Source organism: Rhodococcus sp. NPDC059968 (assembly GCF_042738615.1).
GTDB lineage: Bacteria > Actinomycetota > Actinomycetes > Mycobacteriales > Mycobacteriaceae > Rhodococcus_F.
The window spans coordinates 17,406-30,835 of sequence record NZ_JBHWUE010000107.1 but is presented as its reverse complement, the minus strand read 5'-3'; the positions used below and the strand labels follow the sequence as shown (position 1 = coordinate 30,835).

General features: G+C 65.5%; 16 protein-coding genes. 8 read left to right on the top strand and 8 right to left on the bottom strand.

What is annotated here, in order from left to right; translation table 11 throughout:
• The first annotated feature begins 344 nt into the window (after positions 1-344).
• From ACFWAY_RS44875 to ACFWAY_RS44845, 7 genes are all read left to right on the top strand, one after another.
• Positions 345-1,100 (top strand): ParA family protein, encoded by a 756-nt coding sequence (locus tag ACFWAY_RS44875; protein WP_378458952.1) that lies wholly within the window; start codon positions 345-347, stop codon positions 1,098-1,100.
• 2 nt (positions 1,101-1,102) lie between these two features.
• Positions 1,103-1,621 carry a hypothetical protein gene (locus ACFWAY_RS44870; RefSeq protein WP_378458951.1) on the top strand — a complete coding sequence of 173 codons (519 nt, stop codon included), beginning with the start codon at positions 1,103-1,105 and terminating at the stop codon, positions 1,619-1,621.
• Positions 1,622-1,693: 72 nt separating this feature from the next.
• On the top strand, positions 1,694-1,921 hold the full coding sequence (locus ACFWAY_RS44865; protein ID WP_378458950.1) for a hypothetical protein: 228 nt from the start codon (positions 1,694-1,696) through the stop codon (positions 1,919-1,921).
• 43 nt (positions 1,922-1,964) lie between these two features.
• Entirely contained in the window at positions 1,965-3,098 is a 1,134-nt protein-coding gene (locus ACFWAY_RS44860; protein WP_378515090.1) for an IS701 family transposase, read from the top strand.
• Positions 3,095-3,256 (top strand): hypothetical protein, encoded by a 162-nt coding sequence (locus ACFWAY_RS44855; RefSeq protein ID WP_378515089.1) that lies wholly within the window; start codon positions 3,095-3,097, stop codon positions 3,254-3,256. Before ACFWAY_RS44860 ends, ACFWAY_RS44855 begins: the two co-directional genes overlap by 4 nt.
• A gap of 493 nt (positions 3,257-3,749) precedes the next feature.
• Complete coding sequence (locus ACFWAY_RS44850; RefSeq protein ID WP_378458949.1) at positions 3,750-4,190, top strand: VOC family protein; 441 nt, start codon at positions 3,750-3,752, stop codon at positions 4,188-4,190.
• A 270-nt stretch (positions 4,191-4,460) separates the two neighbouring features.
• Complete coding sequence (locus ACFWAY_RS44845) at positions 4,461-4,847, top strand: hypothetical protein (RefSeq protein WP_378515088.1); 387 nt, start codon at positions 4,461-4,463, stop codon at positions 4,845-4,847.
• A 146-nt stretch (positions 4,848-4,993) separates the two neighbouring features.
• On the opposite strand, the gene ACFWAY_RS44840 is transcribed toward ACFWAY_RS44845, so the two are convergent.
• The 8 genes from ACFWAY_RS44840 to ACFWAY_RS44805 all read right to left on the bottom strand — a co-directional run bounded on the left by ACFWAY_RS44840 (position 4,994) and on the right by ACFWAY_RS44805 (position 12,762).
• Positions 4,994-5,557: a dihydrofolate reductase family protein gene (locus ACFWAY_RS44840; protein ID WP_005241403.1), complete on the bottom strand. Its 564-nt coding sequence runs from the start codon at positions 5,555-5,557 to the stop codon at positions 4,994-4,996.
• A gap of 287 nt (positions 5,558-5,844) precedes the next feature.
• The gene (locus tag ACFWAY_RS44835) at positions 5,845-6,474 is read right to left on the bottom strand and encodes a hypothetical protein (RefSeq protein WP_378515087.1); all 630 of its coding nucleotides are present in this window, start codon (positions 6,472-6,474) and stop codon (positions 5,845-5,847) included.
• A gap of 159 nt (positions 6,475-6,633) precedes the next feature.
• Entirely contained in the window at positions 6,634-7,188 is a 555-nt protein-coding gene (locus ACFWAY_RS44830; protein ID WP_378458944.1) for a TIGR03086 family metal-binding protein, read from the bottom strand.
• A 71-nt stretch (positions 7,189-7,259) separates the two neighbouring features.
• On the bottom strand, positions 7,260-7,493 hold the full coding sequence (locus ACFWAY_RS44825) for a hypothetical protein (RefSeq protein WP_378515086.1): 234 nt from the start codon (positions 7,491-7,493) through the stop codon (positions 7,260-7,262).
• 73 nt (positions 7,494-7,566) lie between these two features.
• On the bottom strand, positions 7,567-9,003 hold the full coding sequence (locus ACFWAY_RS44820) for an aldehyde dehydrogenase (protein ID WP_378515085.1): 1,437 nt from the start codon (positions 9,001-9,003) through the stop codon (positions 7,567-7,569).
• A 36-nt stretch (positions 9,004-9,039) separates the two neighbouring features.
• The gene (locus ACFWAY_RS44815) at positions 9,040-10,146 is read right to left on the bottom strand and encodes an NAD(P)-dependent alcohol dehydrogenase (protein WP_378515084.1); all 1,107 of its coding nucleotides are present in this window, start codon (positions 10,144-10,146) and stop codon (positions 9,040-9,042) included.
• Positions 10,147-10,205: 59 nt separating this feature from the next.
• Positions 10,206-11,435, bottom strand: coding sequence for an NAD(P)/FAD-dependent oxidoreductase (locus ACFWAY_RS44810; protein ID WP_378455575.1), 1,230 nt, complete (start codon positions 11,433-11,435; stop codon positions 10,206-10,208).
• 4 nt (positions 11,436-11,439) lie between these two features.
• Entirely contained in the window at positions 11,440-12,762 is a 1,323-nt protein-coding gene (locus tag ACFWAY_RS44805; protein ID WP_378455574.1) for a cytochrome P450, read from the bottom strand.
• A 344-nt stretch (positions 12,763-13,106) separates the two neighbouring features.
• Here ACFWAY_RS44805 and ACFWAY_RS44800 point away from each other — a divergent pair, with 344 nt between their 5' ends.
• Positions 13,107-13,427, top strand: a complete 321-nt coding sequence (locus tag ACFWAY_RS44800; protein ID WP_378515083.1) for a 2Fe-2S iron-sulfur cluster-binding protein — start codon at positions 13,107-13,109, stop codon at positions 13,425-13,427.
• The last annotated feature ends 3 nt before the right edge of the window (positions 13,428-13,430 follow it).

Sequence of the window (13,430 nt, the reverse complement as noted above, 5' to 3'; positions counted from 1 at the left end):
TGGTCAACCGTTCCAAGAACTCACGATCAGCCGAGCTCAACGTCACCGGACGCTTCTTCTGCGAAGGCATGACAACAGTCCTGACCGGCAGAGGGGAAGGGGAAGTCTGCCGCCCCCAACCTAACCGAAACAGGACAGAAGTAAGCAGCGACATGCTACTAGTCACGCGTCGGCGCAGCGTTGCGGTGAGAGACTGGGACCCCGCGGTGGTGGTTTCGCGCCACCACCGTTGAAGGTTTTGGATCGGACATGTTCCAGCTCAGATCGGCGGGTCATCCGCGTGCCTCGACCAAGTTAAGTATCTTGAGCTACGTCACTATATTTACACGAAGGGACAGGCCCACATGACCCGCACCATCGCAGTGGTCAACCATAAAGGCGGCTCCACCAAAACCACGAGCGCGGTCAACCTCGCCCAAGCCCTCGTCGAAGCCGGCTACACCGTCCGCGTCATCGACCTCGACCCACAATGCAACGCCACCACCTGGCTCGGCGCCACGCCCGAAGCCGTCGACAACGATGTCCTGTCGGTACTCATGCTGGTGGCGAGCATCGAGGAAGCCACCACCATCACCGCGTCCGGGATCCACCTCGTTCCTTCCACCAAGGAACTCGATTCCGTCGGGCCCTACTTCCTCAAGAAGCCCGGTGCACATGGCATCCTGCGCAAAGCCCTCGCCAGCGCCCCCGACGTCGACTTCAACCTGCTCGACTGCCCCGGAGACTTCGACCACCTGACCATCAGTGCACTCGTCGCCTGCACCGAAGTGCTCGCCGCTGTCATGACGGGAGCCATGGAACTCGAAGCGCTCATGCGGATCGAGAACTACATCACCCAGCAGGTCGAGCTGCTCAACCCAACCGCGCGGCTCAATCACATTCTGTGCGGCCGCGTCGAACTCGGCCAGGTCATCGACCAGCAGGTCCTCGCCGCGCTCCGCGAGACCTACCCCGACCAGACGATGCGCACCATCATCCCGAAGTCCGTCCGCGTCAGCGAAAGCTACAGCGCCGAAGAACCCGTCGTCAGGTGGGCACCGTCCTCCTCCGCAGCACGCGCCTACCGCGACGCCGCCCAAGAACTCGTCGAAAGGACCTAGCGATGAGCGTGACACGTAAGCCCGGACTCGCCAACAACCCCCTCGAACGCCGCCACCAGCCCCGCACAGGCGCCCACCAGGACGGGACGTACTCGAGAACTCGTTCCAAGGACCTCCTGACGAGCGTGACACGTAAACCCGGACTCGCCAACAACCCTCTCGAACGCCGCAAGCCACGACTGCCGAACCTCGTCGAACAGGGCGTGGACGTCGCACGAGAAGCAGCCACCATCGCCGAACCTCAACCGGGTCCGGTGGCCCTCGGCGAGGAAAAGAAGACCACCAAACGGGTCCCCGCAGACAAGAAGCTTGAATCCGTCTACATCAACCGCGCCAAGGTCGAAAATGGCAAGAATGCCGTCGCCGCCATCGGCCACATCGCCGGCGCCCCCAACAGTTGGTCCAACCTCGTCGACGAAGCCCTCGCCCATTACCTCGCCGTTCTCGAACGCAAATACAACAATGGCGAACCCTTCCCGCCGCGCAACGCCGAACTCGTCCGGGGACCACGCATCAACTAGCCCGCCCAGGAGCGGCCACAATGACATTGAGCACGACCGGCTCGTCGGTGGATCGTGGCAGGCTATCGGTAGGTGCGATCGCTACGCATCGACGACGAGCCGGAAACGCTGCTCGAGACCGTCGAGATCGACCCCGACCGGGCCGACCCCGAGCTCGCGCCGGACTACAACGTCGCGCCCACGAAAACCTCACCCGTCGTGGTGGCGCGGCCGCCGAAGGACACCGGCGACGATCAGCCCCAACGACAGCTCCGGAACCTCACAGGGGGCCTTTTTCCGGACTATCGAAACGTGGCCTAATACTGCAACGGCACTTGCTTGACAGGTAGACGATACTGATTGTGTGGTCCTTGATCTGGTTGTCGCCGAGTTGGAAGCGTTGCATGAGCGGATCTCCGGTCGGTTCGCCCGGTCGGAACCGCGTACCCGAGTCCGTGAATATGTGACGGGTTTGGTTGCGGGTCTGGAACGCAAGAACGGGTGGACCCTCGCCGAGCGGGCCGGTGAAATCAGCCCGGACGGGATGCAACGGTTGCTGCGGCGGGCGGACTGGGACATCGACGGCGTGCGCGACGATGTCCGCGATTACGTCGTCGAACGCCTCGGCGACCGCACCGGCGTACTGATCGTCGATGACACCGGATTCCTCAAGAAGGGCACCCGCTCGGCCGGGGTGCAACGCCAGTACTCGGGCACCGCTGGGCGGGTGGAAAACTGTCAGATCGGGGTCTTCCTCGCCTACGCGAGCGCGGCCGGGCACGCGCTCATCGACCGGGAGCTGTACCTGCCCGAGTCGTGGACCTCCGACCGGGACCGGTGCCGCGCCGCCGGGATCGGCGACGAGGTGGAGTTCGCGACCAAACCGAGACTGGCGCAACACATGATCGAACGTGCCCTCGACGCACAGGTCCCGTTCTCCTGGGCCACCGCCGACGAGGCCTACGGGCAGGTGAAGTACCTGCGGGTCTGGCTCGAGGAACGCGATGTTTCGTATGTGCTGGCTACCCGTTGCAACGACGACGTGTTCACCCCGCACGGCCGCACCGGGCGCGCCGACGAGATGATCGCCGCGGTCCCGGCAAAGCAGTGGCGCCGGATCTCCGTCGGCGACGGCGCGCACGGCAGGCGCGAATACTCCTGGGTGCGGATCCCGATCCGGATCGCCTGGGCACCCGGGCGCGGGCACTGGCTCCTCGCCCGCCGATCCCTCTCCGATCCGACCGAGATCGCGTACTACATCTGCGCCGGACCCCGCCGCACCACGCTCACCGAACTCGCCACCGTCGCCGGCTCGCGGTGGCGGGTCGAGGAATGCTTTCAGCAGGCCAAGAACGAGGCCGGCCTCGACCAGTACCAGGTGCGCACCTACCGGGCCTGGTACGCCCACATCACCTTGTCGATGCTCGCTCTCGCCTGGCTCGCCGGGACGAAAACCGAAGCGGTAAAGGGGGAATCGGAACCGATGATCAGGGCATGATCGGGTACACGGTACCCGAGATCCGCCGCCTGCTCGTGTATCTGATCCTGCGACACGCCCACCCCGACGAGCACGTCTGGTCCTGGTCGAACTGGCGACGGCGCCGACAACACCAGGCCCGCATCTGTCATTACCGAACACGCGGCCACCTGCCATAAGTGCCGTTGCAGTACTAAGCCGCGGAGGATGGGCTTTCGGACATGTCCCCTGACCGGAGTGCCGAAAGCGGATCCACCATCGGGACACGCACGGTACTGGTGGGATCGGGCTTGTAGACCGGTCGATTACGTGTCAGGACGGCACGTTTGAGGATGGGCTTCGACCCCCAGATGCCAGTAGGGCACACGCAAAGTGAGCCATGGAGGATCATCAGCGGCACCGGTGTCTACGAGGGGTGGCGAGGGAGTGGTGAGATGGTGATCCGGTACGACACCAGCGAACACCCAACGAAAGGTCGCGAGGGGTCCACGGGGGACCGTCACGCACCAGGGACGTTCCCGCGTCTTCCAGCCGCGACAGCAACACGTCGTCCCGCACGATCTTTCGAAACCCTGGGTTGACCTCAGCTTGCAAGAACGAACATGTCGAGATCCCAGCCCCGGCTCCGTCCCAGCATCGAATCGGCAAGACAACAATTGGAGGATGGATCCCATGGCACACGTACAACGTTTCGACCACATCGGCATCACCGTCGCGGACCTCGACTCGGTGACGGCGTTCTTCGTCGGACTGGGTCTCGAGGTCGAGGGCACCGGATCTGTGGAGGGCGAGTTCGTGGAGACCGTCTGCGGCATCCCCGGCGCGCACTGTGAGATCGCGATGCTGCGGCCGCCCGACGGAGGGTCCCGGCTGGAGCTCGCGACCTTCGTCACGCCCGACCACGTGCCCGGATCGCCCACGGCGATGGCCAACGAGCTTGGGCTGCGCAACGTGTCCTTCGAGGTCGGCGACCTCCAGGCGGCCGTCGACGCGGTGGCTGCGGACGGGTACGGGCTCATCGGCGGCATCGGCGAGTACGAGAACAGCGTGCGGATGGCCTACGTGCGTGGGCCCGAAGGGATCATCGTGTCCCTGTTCGAGCAGATCGGCTGACGCGCGCGTTACCCACGTGTGTCTATGCGCCCAGATCGTCCACAACGGCGTGGCGAGAGGCGCCGACCGGGGGCCCGGATCGGGTGTGTCGTGAGGAACGTCCATTAGCGGAACCACCAGCGGACAGTGCGGCCGACTGCGCGCCGGCGGACACGTGGTTCCGCAAGCGGATCGGCGACCGGTCACCAATGCAGCAACGGGATCCGTCACTACCCCGCCGAGTGGAAGATTGGCATGTGAACGGTCGTTGTGATGATGCAGTATCAAATCATGTCTCCGAGCATCGGAACGATGCGGACCTGGAACCACGACGAGGGCTGGGGCGTCATCGACTCGCCCGAGACACCCGGTGGTTGCTGGATACACGCGACGACGCCTTCTACGAAGACTCGCATGGGCTTGGATCCTGGTCGTCAAGTGTATTTCGAGTGGGAACGCCTACCCGGGAAGGGGGTCCAGGACAGCTTCGACTTCGTCGCTACCGACGCATGGTACGTCGACGACGAACCGTATCGCCGCCCCCAAGGGCCTAGCGCCGGCGCGTACAGCACGTCGCTGACGATCACCCTCGACGACGACCCTGACCACAACGCTCACCGGATTCCACCCGAGGTTTCGCCTGAGGAGTACTTCCGCCAGCTTCCCGGCGACAATTGACCGATCCCGATCCCGATCCCGATCCCGATCCGCGATCCCTTACATACACGGTCTGTGATCCTTGACGGGTATCACGATCGCCTCGAAACACAGCGCCACGAGATCCTTGGGCGGCCCGAAGCCCGGGCCGATCCGAGGTCGGGTACTCAGCGCCTGGTCTCGTACCTGGTCAGGACCACGCCGTCAGGGAACGTCCCGGTCTCCACCAGGGTCAGGTTCACCCAGTTGTCCAGGGCCGCAAAGAACGGTGTGCCGCCACCTACCAGGACCGGATGGGTGACGATCGCGTACTCGTCGATCAGCCCATCCCGCATGGCCACTGCGGCGAGTGTGGCGCCGCCGATATCCATGGGGCCGCCGTCCTCGGCCTTGAGCCGGGTGATCTCGGTGACCGCGTCGCCGGTGACCAGGCGGGTGTTCCAGTCGACCGTGCTGGTCGTCGAGGAGAACACCACCTTCGGCATGTCCCGCCAGCGGCGGGCGAACTCGATCTCCGCCGGTGTGGCACCCGGCTGCTGGTCGGCGGTCGGCCAGTGGGAGCTCATCGTCTCCCACAGTTTGCGCCCGTACAGCGCCGTGCCTGTCGCCCTCACCCGGTCGGACCACCACTGGAACAGCTCGTCGCTCGGCACACTCCAGCCGAGGTCGTCGCCGGGCGCGGCGATGTAACCGTCCAGGCTCACATTCATGGCGAAGGTCAGTTTCCTCATGGTGTCAGCCTCCCGTGAGTCGGTACTCGGTGTACAGACCAGCACGGCGCGGAAAAATCATCGGTCAGGCCACACCGAGGGCCGGTTCACTACCACGCCAAGCGGATGTGCGTCCGGAAGGGAACGCCTATCGGCGCCGGATAACGATCGGCTATCGGCCCGGCGGGCGGAGGTTGGCGGCGTAAAACTCGATGCTGGTCGTTTTGAGTCCAAACTCGGGGTAAGCCACCGTGACGTGGATGGTGCTCTTTGTGGGTACCGGACTGAGGAAGTAGTGGGCTCGCGTTTCAATCAGGCAGGTCGCGGACACGGCTGCGGGAGTCGCCGCCACCAGATAGCCATGGCTCGTTCGGATCATCGGGAAAGTCGTCCTGTCTGAATGAGTTGGACAGCACTGTGCCGCCGAAGAAACCGTGTTCACCAAGAGTTGGTGATACCGCGAGGACCAGCCGGATTCTGGTTTTGTGAGCCTTGTCCGGCCTGATTCTGTAACCCAGATTGATTGTTTCGGTGTCGAGCGGGATACCGGCGGTGGGGTCTGGGTCCGGTTCGCGGGCGACCAGATCAAAGCCCACCCCGCTCTCGTACACCTTCACTCTGGTGAACTGGAGGTCGAGGCCGTTGTTGGTTCTGAATGGGATCGACAACTTCGGCTCGTAAAGGACTGGATCCTCGTCCTCTGTCGTCAGGAACGCGTCGGGTCGTTTCCGAAATTCGGGTAACTCGCGGCGACCGGGTGGCCGTTGCGCTCGCTTCTCGCGTTGTTCCTGTTCCTCACGTTCCAGTTCGCGCTCGAGTTCTTTGTCCGGAATGGATTCGCCGGCCAATCGCAAGATCCGGGCACTCCACTTCAAGTGGGCAGTCCAACCCAGTGGAGGATCGCCGACATAGGCAAAGTTGAATCGCTTCTCGGACATGCCACCGATACTTGCATGCGCTAACCGGGTGACGGCACAGATCGGATGCTGACAACGTCGATGGTGACCCCGCAAGCCGAACGATGACCGGACGAATCGTAGAGTCCCCGACCGGCCCCGCAAACGGATCCTCGACGGGAGGTCCTCCTTGGCGTTGCGCTAGGGCCGTCGTCCGAACCAGTCGAGGAGTCGGGTCTGCTGCGAAGCGTCGGGAGGCAATGTGTCACTCGAGCCCTCGCCGTACGCGCCGAAGGCGAGCATGTCGTCCAGATGTGGTTCGACCACACGCGACAGCCCGGCGACCACCGGTGGGTCAAGAGTTTCATCGAGGCCCGCCGCACGGAGAAGGTCCCACGCGTGGACCACAAGGTCGACGAGCCGGAAGCGCAGGAACGCCTCGGCAGGGAGGTCGCCGTTCGGGCCTGGAACTGGCTGTTCCGGTGGTGCGGCAGCGAAGGCCTCGGCCTGGTGTCGTGACGATTCGGCCACCGCGGCGACCGGGTCGTCTCCGAGCTGGTCATCTGCGAGCATGTTCCGGGCTTGTTCACGCCCGACGCCGGCAAGCAGGAGCACAGTGAAGCGATTTCCCACCACGACGTGCTCGACCAGGTCGCGCACCGAAATCTGTGACGGTGTGGGCAGGTCCCATGAGTCCACCGTCAGTTGGCGCACCACGCGCTCGAATTCGGCCGAGGCAGCGAGAATAAGTTCCACCTCTCGCACGGTAGCGGTCGTGGACTGGCTCCGAACAGGTGCGTCGTCGCGGATGTCCTTCTCGGGAACGCCTATCGGAGCACCGGATGACGATCGGCGATCGGCGCGAGTTTGAGGGTGCAGAGTTCGTCGAGCCGGCGTCGGACGCTGTCGTTGACGGTGGGGTGGTGGGTGAGGAGACGGTGCAACCTGCGGTAGAACACGGTGGGGTAGACGCCGAACTCGGGGAGGATGTGTTCGTCTCCGCCTCCGAAGGGTGCCCATTTGACCGCGAAGTCGAGCATGGTGAGCTCGTCCTTGGTCACGGATGTCTCCGTTCTCTTTTGTCTGGGTGCGCGGGTGCGGCCGTGCGGGGTGTCGCATGGCCGCACCGTCCGGTTAGCGCACGTCGAGGTAGATGCTTTTGAGCTGTTGGTAGCTGGTGAGGCCTTCGGGTCCGAGTTCGCGGCCGAGGCCGCTGTTCTTGATGCCGCCGAAGGGGGCGGTGGGGTCGTTGGAGTAGCCGTTGATGCCGACGGTTCCGCTGGCGATGCCCCGCGCGAATTGGGTGCCGCGTTCGGGGTCGGCGGTCCAGATGGAGCCGCCGAGGCCGTAGTCGGAGTGGTTGGCGATGGCGATCGCTTCGGCTTCGTCGGTGTAGGGGATGACGGACAGGACGGGTCCGAAGATTTCTTCCTGGGCGATGGTGTGGCCGGTTTCGACGTCGGCGAAGACGGTGGGTTCGATGAACCAGCCGTGGTCGGTGTTGTCGGGTCTGCCGCCGCCGGCGGTGACCCGGCCGCCGTCGGAGCGGCCCTTTGCGATGTAGCCCTCGACGCGGTCGCGTTGCCGGGACGAGACGAGTGGTCCCATCTGGGTGGTGTCGGACAGCGGGTCGCCGACGGTCAGGCCCTTGGCGAGGTCGGTGATGGTGTCGACGATTTCGGTGTAGCGGGATCGGGGTGCGAGGACGCGGGTGCCGAGCCAGCAGATCTGTCCGTTGTTGAGCAGGGTTGCGGCGTAGAAGGATTCGATGTTCGCTGCCAGGTCGGCGTCGTCGAGGATGACGGCGGCGGATTTGCCGCCGAGTTCGAGGGTGACGGGGCGGAGCAGTTCGCCGCAGGTGCGCCCGATGGCGCGGCCGGCGGTGGTGGATCCGGTGAAGGAGACCTTGTCGATGCCGGGGTGGGCGACGAGGTAGGCGCCGAGGTCGCGTCCGCCGGGGACGATGTTGAGCACGCCGGCCGGTAGCCCGGCGGCGATGGCGGCCTCGGCCATCAGGAACGCGTCGAGGACGGTCTCGGGGGAGGGTTTGAGGACGACGGTGCATCCGGCGGCGAGGGCGGGGGCGAGTTTGAGGAATGTGATGGCCTGGGGCACGTTCCACGGCACGATGGCGCCGACGACGCCGATCGGGGAGCGGGTGACGAGGGTGGAGCCGCCGAGCATGCCGGGCCGGATCTCGTCTTCCTGCTTCGCCGCCATCTCGGCGTAGTAGCGCAGCAGGACGGGTGGGAAGCCGCCCTCGAACTGCCGGGCGAGGGTGATGGGCATGCCGTTCTGGCTGCTCACCCGGGTGGCGGTGTCTTCGGCGCGGGATTCGAGTTCGTCGGCGAAGCGGCTGAGCACCTCGGCGCGCTGGGCGGCGGTCCTCGATGCCCAGTCGGTGAGGGCGGCGCGGGCGGCGTCGACGGCGTCGTCGATGTCGGTGTCGGTGCCCTCGGGGACCGAGCCGATCCGCTGCTCGGTGGTCGGGGAGATGACCGGGATGGTCGCGTCGCCGGATGGCTGTGCCCATCCGCCGCGGATGTAGAGATCGGGGTAGTCGATCGTCATCGGGTGTCCTTCGTGAGTGGTTCGGGTTGCGGGTGGTCAGTCGTGGACGAGGACGGGTTTGAGGACCTCGCCGCGGTGCTGGGCGTCGATGGCGTCGTTGATCTTCGTGAAGGGGAAGGTGGTGACGAGCTTGTCGAGGGGGAACCGGCCGGCCTTGTACAGCTCGACCAGTTCGGGGATGAACTGGTCGGGGACGCTGTCGCCTTCGATGATTCCGGTGATGGTCAGGCCCATGGCGAGGGAGTTGATGATGTTCAGCGGAACCGAGGATTCGGGGTCGGCGGGGACGCCGATGAGTCCGATCTTGCCGTGGAACGTCATGGCGCCGATGAGGGATTCGATGACGGCGGGGACGCCGGAGGTGTCGATGGCGTAGTTCACGCCGGCGGGGATGACGGCCCGGACCTGCTCGGTGAGGGGGCCGGCGGCGGGGTCGATCACGTGGGTGGCGCCGAGTTCGAGGGCGAGGTCGCGCCGGGTCCGGTGCGGTTCGGCGGCGATGATGGTGGCGCAGCCCTGGACGACGGCGCCCATGACGGCGGCCAGCCCGACGGATCCGGCGCCGGCGATGAGGATCGCCGATCCGGGTCGGCAGTTCAGGGAGCGCATGACTGCGCCGGCGCCGGTTTGGATGCCGCAGCCCAGGGGTGCGAGGAGTTCGGCGGGGACGTCGTCGGGGACCTTCACGACGTTGCGTTCGAAGGCGAGGCTGTGGGTGGCGAAGGAGGATTGTCCGAAGAACAGGCCGGTCAGCGATTCGCCGTCGGTGGTGGTGAGCGGTCCGGTGCCGTCGTCGCGGACGCCGTCGTAGGCGAGGTGCATGAACTGGTGGCAGTACGAGGGTGCCCCGGTGGTGCACGAGGGGCAGGTGCCGCAGCTGTTGAAGGTGATGGCGACCCGGTCGCCGGGGGCGACCTTGGTGACACCGTCGCCGACGGCGCGGACGACGCCGCACCCCTCGTGGCCGAGGACGGCGGGCAGTGCGGTGGGGAGGGCGCCGTCGCGGGCGGCGAGGTCGGTGTGGCAGATGCCGACCGCCTCGATCTCCACGAGTACTTCACCGGCCCGAGGGCCCTCGATGGTGATCGGTTCGAGGGTGAACTCGGTGTGGGGTTCTCTCGCGACTGCTGCGAGTGCTTCCATCGTCACATACTCCATGTGTTGTGGGCCGGCCCGAGAAGGGCCGGCCGGAATCGAAATGCTCAGAGAACGGCTTCCCGCAACGAGACGACGGGATCGGCGAGAGCAATGGCGTCGATCTTGGTGCGGTTGCCGATGAATTTCTTGCCCGCCATGAATTCTGCTGCGGCGTTGACGGTCTCGACGGCGACGGGTATGCCGTCGCTGTCGAGGTGGAACAGGGCGAAGGAGGAGTCGGACGGGCTACCTCGCAGGACCGCCCGGGTGTCCGGACCGACCATCCCTGCCATCTTCATCTTCAGGTCGAACTGGTCGGACCAGAACCACGGCACTTCGTGCGGCGGCAGGGGCGCATTCATGATGACCGCCGCCGCCTGCTTCGCCTGTTCGACTGCGCTGGGGATACTTTCGAGCCGCACCATCTTGCCGAGCGTGTCGTGCAGGCGGTAGGTCACGTCACCGATCGCGAGGACGTTCGGATCGCAGGTGTGTGCCGAACCGTCGACGATGATGCCCGCGAGACAGTCGATGCCCGATTCGCGTGCCAGAGCGTCGTTCGGGATTGCGCCGACACCCACCAGCACGAGGTCGCAGGGGATTTCGGTTCCGTCGCCGAGCACGACACCGTCGACTCGACCCGCCGTCCCGGTGATCTCCCGAACCTCCGCGCCCGTGCGGATGTGGGTTCCGCGGTTCCGGTGGAACTCGGTGAGGACCGTCGACAGTTCCGGACTGGCGACCCGCGCCAGCACCCGATCCTCCCGTTCGATGACCGTGACCTCGCATCCGCGAGCGCGGGCCGACGCTGCGACCTCGAGCCCCACGTACCCACCGCCGATGATGGCGAGCGCCGATCCGGTGTGCACGGCGTCGCGGAGCAGGGTGGCGTCGGCGAGGGTGCGCAGGCTGAGCACACCCTCGAGATCGCTTCCCGGCAGCGTCAGCGTTCGCGGCGCTGCGCCCGTCGCGAGGACGAGCGTCGTGTACTCGAGGACTGTGCCGGACGCCGTCGTCGCGGTTCGGGCGTCGCGATCGATCCGGACGACCGGATCTCCCAGCAGCGTCTCGATCGCGTTGTCGGCGTAGAACGTTTCCGGTTTGAGCCACTGGACGAACTCGTCGTCGGCGTACTTCTTCGACAGTGGAGGGCGGTGATACGGCGGATGCGACTCTTCGCCGCAGAGGACGATTCGGCCGTCGAACTTCTGCTGCCGCAGCATGCCGGCGAGTGTGCCGCCGGCATGCCCGGCGCCGACGATCACCACGGTGGGTGACGAATGTGCTGTGGTCATCGTGCTAACCGGTGAACTCGATCTGGACGGGCATGTTCTTGAGCCCGCCGACGAAGTTGGTCTGGATCATCTTGGTGTCGTCCACCAGCTCGAGCGATTCGATGTGGGGGAGCAACTCCTCGAACATGATGCGGAGTTCCAGCTTCGCGAGGTGCTGGCCGATGCACATGTGCGGGCCGTAGCCGAAGGCGATGTGCTTGTTGGGCCTGCGGGTGTAGTCGAAGCGGTCGGGTTCGGGAATTACGTCGGCATCCCGGTTGCCCGACTGGTAGAGCAGCATGAAGCGGTCACCCTTCTTGATGTCACGACCGCGGAGCGTGTAGTCCTGCGTTGCCTGACGCATGAAGTGCTTGACCGGTGACGCCCAGCGCAGCGACTCGTTGACGATCTGCGGCGCTAGCGCCAGGTCCGCCTTCGCCCGCGCCAGCATCTCGGGATTACGGCCGAGTTCGAGCATGCCGCCGGCGAGGGTGCTGGACGTGGTGTCGTGACCCGCGGTCGCGATCGCGATGAAATATCCGTAGGCCACCTCGTTGGGGTAGTACTCGCCGCTCTCGTCGCGCGCCACCGAGATGATCGTCGCGAGGTCGTCGCCGGGGTTGGCGCGCCGGTCCTGGAGCAGCCTCTCGAAATACGCGTAGAAGTCCTGGATCGTGGCTACCCACTGCTTCGCGGCTGCGTCCGGGGTGAGCGGTTCGACATCCTCACGGGCGGCGTCGGGGTCGGCGGTGCCGAAGAACTCCTGCGTCAGCGCCATCATGCGGGGCTCGTCTTCCTCGGGCACCCCGAACAAGCTCATGATGACGTGCAGGGGGTAGTGGAGTGCGAAGTCCTTGACGAAGTCGATCCGCCCATCCGTCTCGCGGAGCCTTCCGACGGCGGCCTTTGCCAGGTCGCGGATGACCGTTTCCCACTTCGCGAGGTTGGTCGGCCGGAACCAGTCCAGCGCGATGTCCTTGATCGCGGTGTGCTCCGGCGGGTCGAGGTAGGTGAGGGTCTCGAGGATGCGAAGGCTGCCGTTGTTGATGCTCTTGGTGAACTGGTCGCCGGCCTGGTTCGCCAGGATCGGGTTGACGGAGCCCTTGTCCTCACCGCCCGCGCTCGTGAAGATGTCGGGCTGGCGTTCGATCTCCATGATGTCTGCGTGCTTGCTCACCAACCAGATGGGGTCGTATCCGTCCACCACGGCGCGGCCCAGGGGGTTGTTCTCCCGTAGCCAGCGGTAGGCCTCGAACAACGCGTCGTTGTCCCGGTGACCCTCCGGCAGAACGATCTGACGGGCGATGGCGTCCGGAATCAGTTCCGTGACCTGCTCTGTAGTGCTCATCAATTCCCCTTCGTGGTGCAGTGAGTTCCGGCGCCGTCTGTCGCGGCGCCCTCGCCGACTGGAGTGCCTTCAGCCTGTCAGCCACGAGAGTGAGGGGCATCACACCATTGATCGAAAGTTGTCCACCTAACGGGGTATGTGTGCTGGGTCACGCGGTCGTCGGAGGCCTTCTGCAGCGCAACTTCACCCCACCGGAGGGGGGTAATCCGCCGAAGTGGTGATGTGCCCGATGAGTGACCCGCGACACAATTGCGGTACAGATCGCGGCCAGATCCCCGAGACGGCAACCCGCTAGGCGAGACGGTCCGCGCAGATGTTCACCGATCAATCCGAAGGAGATCGCCATGCCCACCGTCGTATACCAGCTCCCCGACGGCTCGACGTCGTCCGTCGACGTCCCCGCCGGCCAGAGCGTGATGGACGGGTCGGTACGCAACAACCTTCCCGGCATCGTCGCCGAATGCGGCGGTAGCTGCTCGTGCGCCACCTGCCACGTGTACCTGGACGGGGACTCCGCACCGGCCTTCGAAGCGCCGACGTTGGAGGAACAGGACCTCCTCGAGTTCCTCGAGGGCGTCCAGCCGTGCTCCCGCCTCGCGTGCCAGCTCGTGCTGACGCCGGACGTGGACACCGTCACGGTGACCGTGCCGTCCTCGGACGCCTGACGC

Bases quoted from the DNA above. Each gene is read 5' to 3' on its own strand.
- ACFWAY_RS44875 (WP_378458952.1), top strand. From the start codon at position 345: ATGACCCGCACCATCGCAGTGGTCAACCATAAAGGCGGCTCCACCAAA.
- ACFWAY_RS44870 (WP_378458951.1), top strand. From the start codon at position 1,103: ATGAGCGTGACACGTAAGCCCGGACTCGCCAACAACCCCCTCGAACGC.
- ACFWAY_RS44855 (WP_378515089.1), top strand. From the start codon at position 3,095: ATGATCGGGTACACGGTACCCGAGATCCGCCGCCTGCTCGTGTATCTG.
- ACFWAY_RS44850 (WP_378458949.1), top strand. From the start codon at position 3,750: ATGGCACACGTACAACGTTTCGACCACATCGGCATCACCGTCGCGGAC.
- ACFWAY_RS44845 (WP_378515088.1), top strand. From the start codon at position 4,461: ATGTCTCCGAGCATCGGAACGATGCGGACCTGGAACCACGACGAGGGC.
- ACFWAY_RS44840 (WP_005241403.1), bottom strand. From the start codon at position 5,557: ATGAGGAAACTGACCTTCGCCATGAATGTGAGCCTGGACGGTTACATC.
- ACFWAY_RS44835 (WP_378515087.1), bottom strand. From the start codon at position 6,474: ATGTCCGAGAAGCGATTCAACTTTGCCTATGTCGGCGATCCTCCACTG.
- ACFWAY_RS44820 (WP_378515085.1), bottom strand. From the start codon at position 9,003: ATGACGATCGACTACCCCGATCTCTACATCCGCGGCGGATGGGCACAG.
- ACFWAY_RS44815 (WP_378515084.1), bottom strand. From the start codon at position 10,146: ATGGAAGCACTCGCAGCAGTCGCGAGAGAACCCCACACCGAGTTCACC.
- ACFWAY_RS44810 (WP_378455575.1), bottom strand. From the start codon at position 11,435: ATGACCACAGCACATTCGTCACCCACCGTGGTGATCGTCGGCGCCGGG.
- ACFWAY_RS44805 (WP_378455574.1), bottom strand. From the start codon at position 12,762: ATGAGCACTACAGAGCAGGTCACGGAACTGATTCCGGACGCCATCGCC.
- ACFWAY_RS44800 (WP_378515083.1), top strand. From the start codon at position 13,107: ATGCCCACCGTCGTATACCAGCTCCCCGACGGCTCGACGTCGTCCGTC.